Source organism: Sphingopyxis sp. YF1 (assembly GCF_022701295.1).
Taxonomy (GTDB): Bacteria; Pseudomonadota; Alphaproteobacteria; order Sphingomonadales; family Sphingomonadaceae; genus Sphingopyxis.
The window spans coordinates 2,612,824-2,627,742 of the sequence record NZ_CP033204.1; the positions used below are offsets into that span (position 1 = coordinate 2,612,824).

A 14,919-nucleotide genomic window follows, 5' to 3' on the forward strand; every position below is an offset into this window, starting at 1 on the left:
GCTTGCCTAGGCGCGTTGCGATGGGCAAGGCAAGCTGCGTATAGCTATTCACGCCCTCCCCGCGACCGATGGAGCCCGACCATGTCCTGCAGCGAAGACGCCCCGCCCGCCAACGACGCGCTCGACACACTCGACGATGCCGCCGCCGCGGCGGCGTTCCGCCGCCTCGTCCGCCTCCTCCGCCACCGCAGCGACGCCGCGAACATCGACCTGATGGGGCTCGCGGGTTTCTGCCGCAACTGCCTCGGCGACTGGATCGCCGAGGCCGGCGGGCTCGACAAGGAGGCCGGCCGCGCGATCGTCCACGGCATGCCGACCACCGCGTGGAAGGCGCTCCACCACACCCCCGCGACCCCCGAACAGCTCGCGCGGATGGAAGAAAGCATGGCGAAGAATCCCCGACCTCGCTAGGGACGCGCCAGGCGCGATTCTCGCGCAGCCATCATCCATCCAGCGGAGTCCCAAATGAGCGAAGCCACCACAGCCGACCAGCAATTGCGCCTGTTCATCGAGCGCATCGAGCGGATGGAAGAAGAAAAAAAGGGCGTCGGCGAGGATATCCGCGACACCTATAACGAAGCCAAGGCCCAGGGCTATGACACCAAAATCATGCGGCAGGTGATCAAGCTGCGGAAGATGTCCCAACACGACCGGATGGAAATGGAAGCCATTCTGGACACATATAAGGCGGCCCTCGGCCTCGCTTGAGGATTATGGGTTTGTTTCCCAGTAGAGTTTGAGCATGTCCCCATCGCCTGCCTTCAGAAGCTCCAGGATGGCCGTCACACTGGCCACATGGCTTCGGAAGGCAGCGTTGGATTTTTCCATGACGGAAACGATCGCCTCACTGAACCAGTGAAATGCCAGCAACGCCCGACGAATGTCGTCTTCGGAAATTTCGAGATCCTCATTTTGCTTGGGGTGGGTGATCCGGTTTCTCAGGGCGATCGTGCCTTTGAGGTCGGCCCATCCCGCACCACCGAAATCGGGGGTCGCGTCGGGAGCGAATTTTGCCGCTATGCGGCTCGTCAACCGGATCGAGGCTGCCGTGGACAGGAATCGCGGCTGCTTCGATATGCGGCCGGTGTCATCGACCGTAACCATCGATTCTGAAAGCGCGATTCTTTCGGCCTCTTCGAGGACACCGATTTCGTCGGCAGCCTCGACCACGTGCCTGCGATAAATCCATGCCTGCCCTTCGACGGCTGCAATAAGCGTGCGGATCAGGCCTCTTCGGTTGGTCGAACTGTCATCCGCCTTTTGGCGTCGCAACGCGTCATCGACATCGAGTATCAGCACGCGAATAAAGCTTGGGCGTACATCGTTGATTTCCGTCACGTCCCGCCCCATTTGTTGCGACCAACCGCATGCCAAGCGATCACCTTTCATATCCAAAACCCCGGCAGGAGGGAATCTCCCTATGTTCAGCACCACCACCAACGCCGTCGAGGGCCGTCCGGTCCGCGAATATCTGGGCATCGTCACCGGCGAGGTGATCGTCGGCGCCAACCTGTTCCGCGACCTGTTCGCCAGCATCACCGACATCGTCGGCGGCCGCTCGGGCAAATATGAGGATGTCCTCGCCCGCGCCCGCAAGGAAGCGATCGCCGAGATGGAAGCCGAAGCCGCGCGGCTCGGCGGCAACGCCGTGATCGGCGTCGACCTCGATTACGAAGTGCTCGGCCAGAACGGCTCGATGCTGATGGTGTCGGCCAGCGGGACGGCGGTCGTCCTCTGACGACGCCGGTCCTTCGCCGCGCTCTACCGCACCGGCTCCGGTTGTGCGCGGCCCTTCGCCGCGCTAGGGCGGCGTCACAATTTTCCATCGGATGGAGGTAGGCTGTGGCCGGCCATAGCAAATTCAAGAACATCATGCACCGCAAGGGTGCGCAGGATAAAAAGCGCAGCAGCCTCTTCTCGAAGCTCAGCCGCGAAATCACCGTCGCGGCGAAGATGGGGCTGCCCGATCCCGACGCCAACGCCCGCCTGCGCGCCGCGGTCAACGCCGCCAAGGCGCAGTCGATGCCCAAGGACAATATCCAGCGCGCGATCGACAAGGCGGCGGGCAACGACGGCGACAATTACGAGGAAATCCGGTACGAAGGCTATGGCCCGGGCGGCGTGTCGCTGATCGTCGAAGCGCTGACCGACAACCGCAACCGCACCGCGACCAACGTCCGCACCGCGTTCAGCAAGAATGGCGGCAACCTCGGCACCTCGGGCAGCGTCAGCCACGGCTTCGACCGCCTCGGCCTGATCAACTATAGCGCCGGGGCCGGCGACGCCGACGCCGTGTTCGAGGCCGCGCTCGACGCGGGCGCCGACGACGTCGAATCGTCCGACGACGGCCACGACATCTGGACCAGCGTCGACAGCCTGCACGAAGTCGCGAAGGCGCTCGAAGCCAAGCTCGGCGAGGCGGAGGGCGTCAAACTCGCGTGGCGGCCGACGCTCAAGAGCGAAATCGCCGACGAAAGCATCGCGCAGACGCTCTTCAAGCTGATCGACACGCTCGACGACGACGACGACGTCCAGACCGTGTGGGGCAATTACGAAATCCCCGACGCGGTGATGGAAAAGCTGGGTTGATGAAAATCCTCCCTGTCGCAATGCGATGGGGAGGGGGACCGCCGGCGAAGCCGGTGGTGGAGGGGTCAATGTGTCATGGCCCCTCCGTCAGCGCTTCGCGCTGCCACCTCCCCATGCCTGCGGCACAGGGAGGATCAAAATTATGATCATCCTCGGCCTCGATCCCTCGTTGAGCTGCACCGGCTGGGGCGTGATCCGCGTCGAAGGCAGCCGGATCAGCCATATCGCCAACGGCCAGATCAAGACCGACGCCAAAGCCTCCCTGCCCGACCGGCTCGCCTATCTCGACACCGTGCTCGCCGCGGTGATCGCCGACCATGCGCCGGTGTCGGCCGCGGTCGAGGAGGTCTTCGTCAACGACAATCCGCAATCGACGCTCAAGCTCGCGCACGCGCGCGGCGTCGTCCTGCTCGGCTGCGCCCGCGGCGGGCTCGCGGTCGGCGAATATGCGCCGCGCGTCGTCAAGAAGGCGATCGTCGGCACCGGCGGCGCGGCGAAGGAACAGGTGCAGGCGATGCTGCGCATCCTCCTGCCCGGCGCGAAGGTTGCGGGCGCCGATGCCGCGGACGCGCTGGCCGTCGCGATCTGCCACGCCCACCACCGGCCGTTGCGATAGGATTCAGGAAGAATCCTCACACGAAGGCACAAAGGCGCGAAGAGGAACTGCTCCCCTGCGAAAGCCGGGGCCCATATCAACGCCGCATCTGGGCCCCGGCTTTCGCCGGGGAACAACCTGCTCCGTCTCGCGCTACCCCCTTTGTGTCTTTGTGTCTTCGTGCGAACCAATTTTGTTCCCTTTTCATTCCTGCCGCGCTAACCCGGTCGCATGATCGCGAAACTCACCGGAAAGCTCGACAGCAGCGGCGCAGGCCATGCGGTGATCGACGTCGGCGGCGTCGGCTATCTGGTCGAGGCATCGGCGCGCACCCTCGACGCGCTCGGCCGCGTCGGCAGCGACGTCACCATCCACACCGAAATGCTCGTCGGCGAGGATTTCCTGCGCCTGCTCGGCTTCGCGCGCGCCGAGGAACGCGACTGGTTCCGCCTGCTCACCCACGTCCAGGGCGTCGGCACCAAGGTCGCGCTGGCGATCCTCTCGGCGCTCGAAGTCGGCGAACTCCAGCGCGCGCTCGCCAGCGGCGACAGCGCGATGATCGCGCGGGCAAACGGCGTCGGCCCCAAACTCGCGCAGCGCATCACGCACGAGCTGAAGGACAAGGCCGGGGCATTGGGCGGCATCGCGGGGGGAGCGAGCATCCCCGGCACCGCCATCGCGGGCCCGCTCGGTGACGCCGTCGCCGCCCTCACCAGCCTCGGCTTCAAACCCGGCGAAGCCAGCGCCGCCGTCGCCGCGGCGAATGAGGAACTGGGCGCGGGCGCCAGTCTCGACGCGCTGGTGCGTGTGGCGCTCAAGAAGGCCGCCAAGTGACCGACCGCGTTCGCAACGCCGCCTGCCGCTGCGGCCGGATCCGCATCGCCTGCACCGGCGAGCCGATCCGCGTGTCGGTGTGTCACTGCCGCGAGTGCAAGGCGCGCAGCGGCAGCGCTTTTGCGGCGCAGGTGCGCTTCCCCGCCGAACAGCTCCGCATCGAGGGCGAGGCGAACGCGAGGATGTGGCAATATGCCGGCGCCAGCGGCCACACCGCCGACTTCTTCTTCTGCTCCACCTGCGGCGCGGGCGTCTGGTATCGCGCGCGACCCTATCACGACGCCTATGCGATCCCGCTCGGCAATTTCGAACCCGGCCACGGCTTCGTCCCCGACTATTCGGTCTGGGAGGAACGCAAGGAGCCTTGGGTTTCGATCACCGGCGAGGCAATAGAGCACCATGACTGAGCCGGCCCTCACCACCCCGCACCGCACCCCCGAGGATGCCGACGCCGCGCTGCGGCCCAAGTCGCTCGCCGAATTCGTCGGACAGGCGGCGGCGCGCGAGAATCTGCGCATCTTCGTCGAGGCCGCGAAGGCGCGCGGCGATGCGCTCGACCATGTGCTCTTCTTCGGCCCGCCGGGGCTCGGCAAGACGACGCTGGCGCAGATCGTCGCGCGCGAGCTCGGCGTCGGCTTCCGCTCGACCAGCGGCCCGGTGATCGCCAAGGCGGGCGACCTTGCCGCGCTGCTCACCAACCTCGATGACGGCGACGTGCTGTTCATCGACGAAATCCACCGCCTGTCGCCCGCGGTCGAGGAAATCCTCTACCCCGCGATGGAGGACCGCGCGCTCGACATCATGATCGGCGAAGGCCCCTCGGCGCGCAGCGTGCGCATCGACCTGCCCAAATTCACCCTCGTCGGCGCGACGACGCGGCAGGGCCTGCTCACCACCCCGCTGCGCGACCGCTTCGGCATTCCGGTGCGGCTCAATTTCTACACCCACGCCGAACTCGAACAGGTGATCACGCGCGCCGCGCGGCTGCTCGCGCTGCCGCTGGCCCCCGACGGGGCGCTCGAAATCGCCCGCCGCGCGCGGGGCACCCCGCGCATCGCCGGGCGGCTGCTGCGCCGCGTGCGCGACTTCGCGACCGTCGCCGGGCATGCGATCGTCGATGCAAAGGCGGCCGACGCAGCGCTCAACCGGCTCGAAGTCGACGCGCTCGGGCTCGATGCGATGGACCGGCGCTATCTCCTAATGATCGCCGACATTTATCGCGGCGGACCGGTCGGGGTCGAAACGCTCGCAGCGGGGCTTTCGGAACCCCGCGACACGATCGAGGATGTGATCGAACCCTATCTGCTCCAGATCGGGCTCATCGCGCGCACTGCTCGCGGCCGAATGATAAACGCAAGCGCATGGAAACATTTGGGTTTATCGCCACCCGCGGGATCGCAGGACAGCCTCTTCGCCCCCGAGGCGTGATCGGCGCCGCGCGGCACCTTCGCCAACTTCCGCACTTTTCTGCCACCAATCGCCGCGCCACCGCGACGAAGTGTTGATCAGGGGTTTGCGACGAGTCGTTGCATCGCTATCGGTCGGGACAATGAACGACGCCCTTCCTCCTTTTGTCCCCGGCGCTTTCGCCGGGGCCGCGCATCACTTCCGCGCGCGCGTCTATTTCGAGGACACCGACCTCAGCGGCATCGTCTATCACGCCAATTATCTGCGCTATATGGAGCGCGCGCGCTCCGACATGCTGCGCCTCGCCGGCATCGACCAGCGCGCGGCGATGGAAGCGGGCGAAGGCGCCTGGGCGGTCACCGACCTCGCCATCAGATATCGCAGCCCCGCCCGGCTCGACGACGACCTGCTGGTCGTCAGTACGGTCGAGGCGGTGCGCGGCGCCAGCGTGATCATCGCGCAGCGCATCCTTCGCGGTCAGGATGCGTTCAGCTCCGACACGCTTACCGAGGGCCGCGTCACCGCGGCCTTCCTGTCGCCCGAGGGACGGCCCCGTCGCCAGCCCGCGGACTGGATCCAACGCTTCACCGCCGTCATGAATGGAGAGACCTCCCCTTGCTAGACAATATCAAGCTGGCCGCCGACGCGGCGACGCTGTCGCCGATCGCGCTGTTCCTTCAGGCCGACATCATCGTGAAGGCCGTGATGATCGGCCTGCTCGCTGCTTCGATCTACGTCTGGGCGGTGATCTTCACCCACGGCCGCGGCGTGGGCAAGATGATGGCGGCATCGGAGCGCTTCGAACGCGATTTCTGGCGCGCGGGCAATATCGACAAATTTTACGAGGAAAACGGCCGCGAGGAGCTGCCGAGCGCCAAGGTCCTCGGCGCGGGCATTTCCGAATGGCGCCGGTCGACCGCGGGTAAGGCCGTCGACCGCGACGGCACCCGCGAACGGCTGGGCATCGCGATGCACAGCGCAGTGGCGGGCGAGGTCGACAAGCTCGCCGAAAAGATCGGCGTGCTGGCGACCATCGGTTCGGTCGCGCCCTTCGTCGGGCTGTTCGGCACCGTCTGGGGCATCATGCGCAGCTTCACCGCAATCGCCGCCGAGAATAACAGCAGCCTGGCCGTCGTCGCGCCGGGCATCGCCGAGGCGCTGTTCGCCACTGCGATCGGCCTGTTCGCCGCGATCCCCGCCGTCATCGCCTACAACAGCTTCTCGCAGCGGCTGAACCGCCTCGAATCGCGCTTGGGCCGCTTCGCCGACGGGCTCCACGCGACCTTCAGCCGCGAGCTCGAGGTCGACGCCTGATGGCGATGTCGGGCCCTTCCACCGGCGCCGGCCGTCGGCGCGGTCGCGGCGCACACCGCGCACCGATGTCGGAGATCAACGTCACCCCGCTGGTCGACGTCATGCTTGTGCTGCTGATCATCTTCATGATCACCGCACCCTTGCTCGCTTCCGCGGTACCGATCGACCTGCCCGAAAGCCGGGCGAAGCCTGTCGAGACCGAGGAGCAGGAACCGGTTCAGCTGTCGATCAATGCCGACGACACCATCTATATCGGCGAAGAGGTCGTTCCCGAGAGCGAGCTTCCCGCACGGCTCGACGCGATCGCCGCGGCGCAGAAGGAAGGAGAGCGCCCGCAACAGATCATGCTGCGCGCCGACAAGGGGCTCGACTATGGTCGCGTGATGCGCGTGATGGGCGAACTCAACCGCGCTGGACTGTCGCGGATTGCGCTGGTGACGACGGGTGCCCAGGGGGAAACCCCGACCACCGCCGAAGCCGCGGTCACCGATGGTTCAGAAACCGGTCAATAGGCTGACGATCATGGCCGCAACACCGGCAGACAGGGGCAATCAGCAACGCGGCATTGCGATCGCGGTGGTCGCGCATGTGCTGATCATCGGCCTGCTTTCGGTGCAATGGACCGCAGGCGATCGCCGATTCGACAATCCGCCGATGGAGGTGGACCTGATCGCCGAAACCGCAACCGAATCCAGCGCACCGGTGATCAGCGATACACCGCCCGCCGCGCGGCTCGGCGAAGAGGATGCGGTAGACATAGCGGCGCCCGAGCCTCTGCCGACCCCCGCCCCGCCGCTTCCTGAACCCGTGGTGCGTCCGCCCCCCGCGCCCACCCCCAAGCAGGTCGCACGCCCCAAACAGCCGCCGCCGAAGCAGGCGCCTCCGGCCGCGAAGAAGGCACCGCCCAAAGCGGCCCCCAAGGCGCCGACTAAAAACGCGGGCGCCCGCCCGACGGGCCGTCTCGACGGAATCACCGAAGGACTGGGCCGCGAACAGACCAAAGCGCCGAGTAAGGGCGCGCCCGCGAGCAAGACGGCGGCCGAGGTGCGGCGATCGATCGATGTCAGCATCAAGGCGGCCATCCGTCCGCGTTGGGACAGCTGCCGCGTCAGTGGCGTCGATGTCGATCAGCTCAAGACCGTGGTGAAATTCCGCCTGACCCCGTCGGGCGCTCTCGCGGGCTTCTCCGGCGTCACCACCACCGGTGAGAACGACAGCAACAAGTTTCAGGTCCAGCGCCACCAGGAGTGCGCAAAACGCGCGGTTGAACTCGCCGCGCCCTTCGACCTGCCCGAAGAAAATTACAGCTTCTGGCAGAATTACACGCTCGATTTCATCAAGAGGTAGTCCATGTTGCGCCCGATCACCCTGACGCTCGCCCTTATGCTGACCACTGCGCCCGCGTTCGCACAGGAAAGCGTCGCGCCTCCGGCAACCGCCCAGACCGAGCCGCGCGAAACGATCGAAGGAACGCTGTCGCAGGACCGCACCGTCATCGCCGTCCCCGCACTTGCCACCCCCGCGGTCACCACCGTCGCGGGTCTGCGCACCGACAGCCTTGGGCGCCAGATCGCCGAGGTCATCGCCGCCGACCTCGAACGCAGCGGCCTTTACGCCCCGCTCGGCCCCGGCAGCGTCCGCGCCATCTCCATGCCCGAAGTCACCGCACCGCGCTTCGCCGACTGGCAGGCACGCAACGCCGAAAATGTCGTCCACGGCTTCGTGCGCACCAACAGCACCGGCGGGCTGGTCGTGGGCTGCTATCTCTATGACACCGATCTCGGCAGCGAGCTGGTGCGGCAGGGTTTCGAAATCCAGCCTTCCGACTGGCGCCGCGCCGCGCACAAGTGCGCCGACGCCATCTATTCGCGCCTGTCGGGCGAATCGCCTTTCTTCGACAGCCGCGTCGCCTACATCGCCGAGAGTGGTCCCAAGGGGAACCGGATCAAGCGACTCGCGATCATGGATTCGGATGGTGGCAACCACCGCTTCATCACCAACGGCCAGGCGCTCGCGCTTAGCCCGCGCTTTTCGCCCGACTACAAGAAGATCGTCTACGTCAGCTATCTGAACGACCGCGTCCGCGTTTTCGTCTATGATGTCGACGCGGGTACGCAGAAGCTCGTGACCGAAAGCCGCAACGCGACCTTCGCCCCGCGCTGGTCGCCCGACGGAACACAGATCCTCTTCTCGATGGCGGTCGGCGGAAACACCGACATCTATCGCGTGTCGGCGAATGGCGGCACGCCGGTACGGCTGACCAGCACCCCCGGCATCGACGTCGGCGGCAGCTTTTCGCCCGACGGCAGGAAGATCGTGTTCGAAAGCGATCGGTCGGGCAGCCAGCAAATCTATACGATGAACATCGACGGGTCGAACCAGCAGCGGATCAGTTTCGGCGGCGGGCGCTACGCGACCCCCGAATGGTCGCCGCGCGGTGATCTGATCGCCTTCACCCGGCTTGGAGGCGGCAATATCCGCATCGGTGTCATGACACCGGCAGGCGGCGGCGAGCGGCTGCTGACCAACAGCTGGCAGGACGAAGCGCCGACATGGTCGCCGAACGGCCGCGTCATCCAGTTCTTCCGCACGTCGGCGGGCCGTGACGGCAAGTCGAGCCTGTGGCAGGTTGACCTGACCGGCGTGAACATGCGGCGCCTGCCGACCCCGCAGGATGGATCCGACCCGAGCTGGGGTCCGGTCCGGCCCTGACGGGAAACCAAGGGCTTGCGCGGCTGACGGAACCAAAAAGGGAAACCAGGGTTGGACCCCCGGGTTCAACATGGGTTAAGCTGCGCCTGAACAGGACAATCCGGAACAACACGAAAGGGACGAAAACATGACGATAAAGAAAACCACCGCCATGGTCGCCGCGATCGCGATGCTCGCCGTGGGGGCCTGCTCGAAAAAGGCGCCCGAAACGCTGCCGCCTGTCCCCGAGGGCACCGGAGGCACCGATACGGGACCGGGGACCGGAGGCATCATCCCCGGCTCGCAACAGGACTTCGTCAACAGCGTCTCGTCGGACCGCATCTTCTTCGGTTTCGACCAGTTCAACGTCGATGCAGAGGACCAGGCGACGCTGGCGAGCCAGGCCCAGTGGCTGCAGCGCAACCCCGCGGTGCGTGTGCTGCTGGAGGGCCATGCGGACGAACGCGGCACCCGCGACTATAATATCGCGCTCGGCGAACGCCGCGCCAACGCCGCGAAAAACTATCTCGCATCGCTCGGCATCGATCCGTCGCGCATCCAGGTAATCAGCTATGGCAAGGAACGTCCGGCCGAGCTCGGCTCGACCGAGGACGCCTATGCCAAGAACCGCCGCGCGGTGACCGTAGTCATCCAGCGCTGAGCAGCGGCCACAAGGCCACCGTCGCCCAGGCGGCAACGGCCAGAAAAACACCGAAGGGGATCGCGCGCAGTGAAAGCGGGCGGTCCCCTTTTCCTTGCGTGCAGAGCGCCCACAGCATCCCGCCCGCACTCGCGAGAAGGATCATCAGCGGCATCGCCTGCCAACCGATCCACGCGCCGGTCGCCGCGGCGAGCTTGGGATCCCCGCCCCCCATGCCCCGTTTCCCGCGCACCCGTTCGAAAAGGAGCGCGACGAGAGCAAGCAGCACACCGCCCGCGACCGCGCCGATCCAGCGATCGAACAGGCTCGTACCCAGCAATGGTCCGGCGAGAAGCAGGCCGGCGACGGCCAGCACACCGTTGAGGCGGTCGGGCAACCACATGAACCGCGCGTCGAGCAAGGCGAGGGGCAGCAGCAGCCAGCCAAACAGCGCCCACAGCCAGCCCGCCATCCCCGGCATGATCGCCAGCGCCAGCGCCCCGATCAGCCCCGACGCGAGTTCGACCTGCATGTGGAACGGATCGATCCGCGCACCGCACCCCCGGCACCGGCCACGCAACGCCAGCGCCGACGCAAGCGGGACAAGCTCCAGTGGTCCCAACACGCGGTCGCAGCCGTCGCAGCGCGAGCGCCCCAGTATCGAACGCCCGGCCGGCCAGCGCAGCACCAGCGTTGCGATGAAACTGCCGAGAACCAGCCCTATCAGCGCGGCAAGCGCGACGCCGGCGCCATGGGGCAAGGCGTCGAGCGCCGCGATCATCGTTCAGAACCGGCCCGAGGCGACCAGCACGAACCCGCCATCACCGGCACGAAAGCCGATCGCCGTCAGCGCCGCCGCCAGAGCGGGGTCATCGGCAGCGATCGCGAAGCGCGCGCGATAGGCGCCGCTGCCGTCAAAACTCAAGCTGAGCCGTTCCATCCCCGACTGGCTGGTGAGGGCCGCCTGCGCCCGCCCGTCGACGCAGCGCAGCGGACCCGACAGGCCACGCGCCAGGTCGAGGCCGGCGATCGACGTGCCCACCGCCAACTGGATCCGCCCGCCCGCGGCGATGCAGCGCCCGCGATCATCGAACCGGGCTTCGACGCCCTCGAACCGCAGGCTGTCGACGGGGACGACCCCGAGCCCGCCCGACAGCGAGGTGGCCCCGACGAGACCGGATACACCGCGCGGATCGCTGCCGTGCAGGCGCCCCGCAAGTTCGCCGAGCCGCGCGTCGGAACGCACAAAACCCAGTTCGACATTTCCGCCCAGCAACGCCAGCGGCGACAGGCTGGCCTGCACATTGCCGAGCGGCAGCGCACCGAGCCGGGCCTCGACCAGTTCGCCGGCCCAGACCGATCCCGTCACCTCGCGCGCGGTGAGCCCCGATCGTTCGGCACCGGCCATGGCGAGCGCGAGCCGCATCGGAAAGGTCGCGACGACCAGGATGAGAGCGATCAAGATCGCAGCAACGATTATACGGCGACGCATCACGCCCCGCCCCGCCGCAATTCGGCGGTCATGCCGACCGTGCCATCGTTCCCCGGCGTAATCGTCAGCTGATCGACGACGAAGCCTTGCGCTTCCAGACCGGCGAGCCAGTCGGCGAGCACCGGCGCCTTGGCGGTGGCGATGGCGATCGTCGCCTGTCCCGGCCCGCGCGCCTCGTTGCGGTCGAGCGTCAATCCGATATCGCCCGCGGATTGCGCGAGAAGCTGGTCGACAGGCGTCGCATCGGCGGCTGCAGCCGCAGCGCCGGCCGGACGCTGGCCGAGCAATTGCACCTTGGCGACGACGCGCCCCTCGCGCTCGACGGCGGCGCGATGGCGGCTTTCGAGATCGACAAACATGGCGATGGCCGGCCGCCCGAGTGCCCAGCCGAGCACGCCGAGCGCGAGCGCGCCCGCCGCGCCGACAAGCCAGCGCTCGCGGCGCGACAACCCCTGCCACCAATTGCCGATCCGCGCGATCATGGCACCGCCCTTATCGTGATATTCGCCGTCTGCTGCCCGTCGGTGCCCGCACCCGCTTGGGCAGTAACCTTGTAACCCCTCGCCTGTAACGCAAGCAGCACCGCATTGAGATCCTCGACGCGCGGCGCCACAAGCATCGCGGTCAGCGTACCATCCGTGCGATGCGACAGGCTCTTGAGCGCAACGCCGGGCGCGCCCTGCATCGCTTCGTAGAGCGCCGAGGCGGGTACCGAGAAAGCGAGCGGCCCGCCCCCCGCCGCGGCGAGACGGCGATCGAGTTCGGCCTCGGCGGCGGCGGCATCGCTCGCGCCGATTCCCGCCTTCTTCGCCGTTGCGACCGCTACCGCGTCCGCGCGATCGGTGTCGGCATAAAGACGGATGGCGTGAACGAGAGGGATCAAAAGGCTGATCGCCACCAAGGCTATGGCGAGACGCTTGATCCATTTGACGAGCAGCGGATCGATCGCCCAGCGCCGCTTGGGCTGCCACGCACCGCTGAGCAGATCGAGCGGCGGAGCCGAGAGCGAGAGCAACAGTGCCTCACGCATTCGGTCGGGATCGAGCGGCACGATCGGCCGCCCCGCCGCGACCAGCTGGTCGAGTTCGGGATCGGATGCGAACGCACGGTCGACGCTGCGCAGCACCCGTTCGCGCCCCACCTCAACCGACCACAGACTATCCTCGTCGGGCGGCGGCACGGTCGCAGCGGCTGGCAGAATCGCTTCAGCGACCAACCCCTGTGCCTTCAACCAGTCGTTCCATGCGGTCATTGCCGAATGCGTGGTAACCACGACGGGCACCGCTTGCCCGATTTGCGCCGCCTGACCGGCGACAATGTGCAACGCCGCCGCGTCGCCCAAGCTGTCGCGCAGCGTATCGATCCGCGCAACCGCCGCCGCCTGTGCAGGCGCGGCGTCGGGATAGTGGCGCCAGCGAAGCGGGGCGTCCGCGGCCGGAGCTAGCGCAATCAAGCGATCGTCGCCCTCTTCGTCAGGCTTTTCCCATGCATCAACCCAGCCGTCATCCTGTCCCGAATCGACGATCACACCGTCATCGACGCGCAGCCATGCGGGCCGCAAAGCCTCACCGCCCGAAAGCGCGGCCTGCGTCGGCAGCCAGATAAGCAGGGTCCGCGCCATATCAGTCGGCTTCGCCCCAGTCGCGGCGCACGATGACGGGACGCGCGGCCCCGGCAGCGGGTGCCCCACCATAGGCATCGATGAGCGAATCCGCCGTCAAGAAACCATCCCCCATCGTCACTTCGGTCGTCAGCGCCAGCCAGCGGCTCGCCACCCCCGCCTGCCCGGCGACATCGTCAGGCGGAGTCAGGCGGGCCAGCGGCCCGGACTGCCAGAATCGCACGCTGCTGCCATAGCCGCCGACAGGGCGCGCGACCAGCGCCGCGCGCGCATCGGCGACGCTCAATTGCCCCGGCAGAAGCATTGCCACGAGCGGTGCCTGTGCGGGCGACAGCGTATTGACGTTGAGCTTCACCGGTTCGGCGACGGGTAGCGTACAGAGCCAAGGCCGCAGCCGGCCGTAAATCCCGGGCGTGACGCCGCGTACCGCCCGCAGTTCGCTGATATCGACCATCGTGCGGTTGGCGGGCAGGTAACTGCCCGGCAGGGAACGGTAAACGCCGTCCTCCGCGCCCAGCGGGCCGTCAATGCTGTCGCTGTCCAGCCAGTCGGCGGTGGCGCCCGCAATCATCCTTGCCTCGTCGGCGCCGACGCCGAGCAAGGTCATCAGCTCGGCGAACTGGCCGGTCGCGCCGGGGCGCTGGCTGAATCGTCCCGGTGCGGTTTCGGCAACCAGGCTGTTGAGATTGAAGCAGTTATTGGCATCGCTCAGGCGCGCCGTGCCGTGCCCGCCCGGGAGCGGCAGAGTGAAATCGCGGCCGAGCCAGTCGCCGACCAAAGTGAGCTTTGCCTTGTCGCGCCCGACAAGGTCGGCAACGCGGCGCAAGGCAATTTCCTCGGCGGCGAAAGCAAAAGCGCGCCCTTGGTCGACCGTCGCGACGCTGCCCGCGATGCGCGTCGCGAGCGTCAGCCGGTCGAGCGCGGTTGCGGCGATCACCGCCATCACCGACACCAGCAGCAGGACGCTGAGCAGCGCCGCCCCCCTTTCGTCGGACCGACGTCCGGTCATGGTGCACCGTCCTTGACCGGAACCGTAGACGGTGGCGGCGCAGGCGCCGTCAGGAAGATCATCACCAGTGGCGCGCGACCCTGGCGCGTCAGCCGCACCTCGACCGCGCGCGGCAGGCGATCACCGGGATCAGAGATCCAGCTTCCGCCCCATTGTCCCTGATCGTCGCGATAGCGGAGCGCAACGCCGGTCACTTCGCCGATCAGGCGATCGCCGTCGCCGGGCGCGACACCGTCGAGCATCGGCTGCACCGCGCGGCGCCATTCGCCGCCGGAAAAGGCATAGGCGACGCGCTCGACGTCGGGTCGCGACCCGGTTTCGAGCGACCCGGCACCGCCGTGAACGAGCGCAAAGCCGTTTTCGGAACCGACGAAGGCAGGAACCGTCTCTCCTGACGGTCCGCGCGTCGCGCGCGGGAGCGCCTGCGCCAGATCATTCGCCATCAGCGCGCGCAGTCGGTTAACACTGCCCATCGCTTTGAGCCGGCCCTGCACCGCATCCTGCGTGTCGATGCTGCTGCGCAGCAGCCCGACCCCCATCGCAGCGATCGCCGCGAAGAGCGAGAGCGCGACGAGCATTTCAACGAGGGTGAAACCGCCGTCGCCTTGCCCCACTCCCGTTTGTGCCGAGCCTGTCGAAGCATTGCCCCTCTTCCGGCGAGGCCGAATGAAACAACTACCCTTCGGCAAGCGCGGGACGACCGGGGGTTGGGATGGATCGCGCCCCT

General features: G+C 67.2%; 21 protein-coding genes. 14 read left to right on the forward strand and 7 right to left on the reverse strand.

Annotated features, from left to right (window positions below):
• Positions 1-81 precede the first annotated feature (81 nt).
• Both EAO27_RS12695 and EAO27_RS12700 read left to right on the forward strand, forming a co-directional pair.
• Positions 82-411: a DUF1244 domain-containing protein gene (locus EAO27_RS12695; protein WP_242770253.1), complete on the forward strand. Its 330-nt coding sequence runs from the start codon at positions 82-84 to the stop codon at positions 409-411.
• A 54-nt stretch (positions 412-465) separates the two neighbouring features.
• Positions 466-708, forward strand: coding sequence for a DUF2312 domain-containing protein (locus EAO27_RS12700; RefSeq protein WP_242770256.1), 243 nt, complete (start codon positions 466-468; stop codon positions 706-708).
• A 3-nt stretch (positions 709-711) separates the two neighbouring features.
• Here the strand turns inward: EAO27_RS12700 and EAO27_RS12705 are convergent, their stop codons facing one another.
• Positions 712-1,338, reverse strand: coding sequence for a hypothetical protein (locus EAO27_RS12705; RefSeq protein ID WP_242770259.1), 627 nt, complete (start codon positions 1,336-1,338; stop codon positions 712-714).
• A gap of 82 nt (positions 1,339-1,420) precedes the next feature.
• On the opposite strand from EAO27_RS12705, the gene EAO27_RS12710 reads away from it, so the two are divergent.
• From EAO27_RS12710 to pal, 12 genes are all read left to right on the forward strand, one after another.
• Positions 1,421-1,738, forward strand: coding sequence for a heavy metal-binding domain-containing protein (locus tag EAO27_RS12710; protein ID WP_242770261.1), 318 nt, complete (start codon positions 1,421-1,423; stop codon positions 1,736-1,738).
• Positions 1,739-1,842: 104 nt separating this feature from the next.
• Positions 1,843-2,589 carry a YebC/PmpR family DNA-binding transcriptional regulator gene (locus EAO27_RS12715; protein ID WP_242770264.1) on the forward strand — a complete coding sequence of 249 codons (747 nt, stop codon included), beginning with the start codon at positions 1,843-1,845 and terminating at the stop codon, positions 2,587-2,589.
• A 142-nt stretch (positions 2,590-2,731) separates the two neighbouring features.
• Positions 2,732-3,205, forward strand: coding sequence for a crossover junction endodeoxyribonuclease RuvC (gene ruvC / locus EAO27_RS12720; protein WP_242770267.1), 474 nt, complete (start codon positions 2,732-2,734; stop codon positions 3,203-3,205).
• Positions 3,206-3,415: 210 nt separating this feature from the next.
• Positions 3,416-4,018, forward strand: a complete 603-nt coding sequence (gene ruvA, locus EAO27_RS12725) for a Holliday junction branch migration protein RuvA (RefSeq protein ID WP_242770270.1) — start codon at positions 3,416-3,418, stop codon at positions 4,016-4,018.
• Entirely contained in the window at positions 4,015-4,425 is a 411-nt protein-coding gene (locus EAO27_RS12730) for a GFA family protein (RefSeq protein ID WP_242770274.1), read from the forward strand. The genes ruvA and EAO27_RS12730 overlap by 4 nt, the downstream gene beginning before the upstream one ends.
• Positions 4,418-5,446: a Holliday junction branch migration DNA helicase RuvB gene (ruvB, locus tag EAO27_RS12735; RefSeq protein ID WP_242770276.1), complete on the forward strand. Its 1,029-nt coding sequence runs from the start codon at positions 4,418-4,420 to the stop codon at positions 5,444-5,446. The genes EAO27_RS12730 and ruvB overlap by 8 nt, the downstream gene beginning before the upstream one ends.
• A 121-nt stretch (positions 5,447-5,567) precedes the next feature.
• Positions 5,568-6,047, forward strand: a complete 480-nt coding sequence (locus EAO27_RS12740) for a YbgC/FadM family acyl-CoA thioesterase (RefSeq protein ID WP_242770278.1) — start codon at positions 5,568-5,570, stop codon at positions 6,045-6,047.
• The gene (gene tolQ, locus EAO27_RS12745; protein ID WP_242770280.1) at positions 6,041-6,739 is read left to right on the forward strand and encodes a protein TolQ; all 699 of its coding nucleotides are present in this window, start codon (positions 6,041-6,043) and stop codon (positions 6,737-6,739) included. Before EAO27_RS12740 ends, tolQ begins: the two co-directional genes overlap by 7 nt.
• On the forward strand, positions 6,739-7,251 hold the full coding sequence (gene tolR / locus EAO27_RS12750) for a protein TolR (protein WP_242770282.1): 513 nt from the start codon (positions 6,739-6,741) through the stop codon (positions 7,249-7,251). Before tolQ ends, tolR begins: the two co-directional genes overlap by 1 nt.
• A gap of 10 nt (positions 7,252-7,261) precedes the next feature.
• Entirely contained in the window at positions 7,262-8,086 is an 825-nt protein-coding gene (locus EAO27_RS12755) for a hypothetical protein (protein WP_242780696.1), read from the forward strand.
• Between the two features lie 3 nt (positions 8,087-8,089).
• Positions 8,090-9,451, forward strand: a complete 1,362-nt coding sequence (gene tolB / locus EAO27_RS12760) for a Tol-Pal system beta propeller repeat protein TolB (RefSeq protein WP_242770284.1) — start codon at positions 8,090-8,092, stop codon at positions 9,449-9,451.
• Between the two features lie 133 nt (positions 9,452-9,584).
• The gene (gene pal / locus EAO27_RS12765; protein ID WP_347567147.1) at positions 9,585-10,091 is read left to right on the forward strand and encodes a peptidoglycan-associated lipoprotein Pal; all 507 of its coding nucleotides are present in this window, start codon (positions 9,585-9,587) and stop codon (positions 10,089-10,091) included.
• Here the strand turns inward: pal and EAO27_RS12770 are convergent.
• The 6 genes from EAO27_RS12770 to EAO27_RS12795 are packed head-to-tail and all read right to left on the reverse strand — an operon-like array spanning position 10,078 to position 14,806.
• Complete coding sequence (locus tag EAO27_RS12770) at positions 10,078-10,851, reverse strand: A24 family peptidase (RefSeq protein WP_242770289.1); 774 nt, start codon at positions 10,849-10,851, stop codon at positions 10,078-10,080. The two genes, pal and EAO27_RS12770, sit on opposite strands and share 14 nt — an antisense overlap.
• Positions 10,852-10,854: 3 nt before the next feature.
• The gene (gene gspN / locus EAO27_RS12775) at positions 10,855-11,532 is read right to left on the reverse strand and encodes a type II secretion system protein N (protein WP_242770291.1); all 678 of its coding nucleotides are present in this window, start codon (positions 11,530-11,532) and stop codon (positions 10,855-10,857) included.
• A gap of 29 nt (positions 11,533-11,561) precedes the next feature.
• Positions 11,562-12,044, reverse strand: coding sequence for a type II secretion system protein GspM (gene gspM / locus EAO27_RS12780; protein ID WP_242770293.1), 483 nt, complete (start codon positions 12,042-12,044; stop codon positions 11,562-11,564).
• Positions 12,041-13,183 (reverse strand): type II secretion system protein GspL, encoded by a 1,143-nt coding sequence (gene gspL / locus EAO27_RS12785; RefSeq protein WP_242770295.1) that lies wholly within the window; start codon positions 13,181-13,183, stop codon positions 12,041-12,043. The genes gspM and gspL overlap by 4 nt, the downstream gene beginning before the upstream one ends.
• Before the next feature lies 1 nt (position 13,184).
• Positions 13,185-14,192, reverse strand: coding sequence for a type II secretion system minor pseudopilin GspK (gene gspK / locus EAO27_RS12790; protein ID WP_242770297.1), 1,008 nt, complete (start codon positions 14,190-14,192; stop codon positions 13,185-13,187).
• The gene (locus EAO27_RS12795; RefSeq protein WP_242770299.1) at positions 14,189-14,806 is read right to left on the reverse strand and encodes a type II secretion system protein GspJ; all 618 of its coding nucleotides are present in this window, start codon (positions 14,804-14,806) and stop codon (positions 14,189-14,191) included. Before EAO27_RS12795 ends, gspK begins: the two co-directional genes overlap by 4 nt.
• Positions 14,807-14,919: the final 113 nt, after the last annotated feature.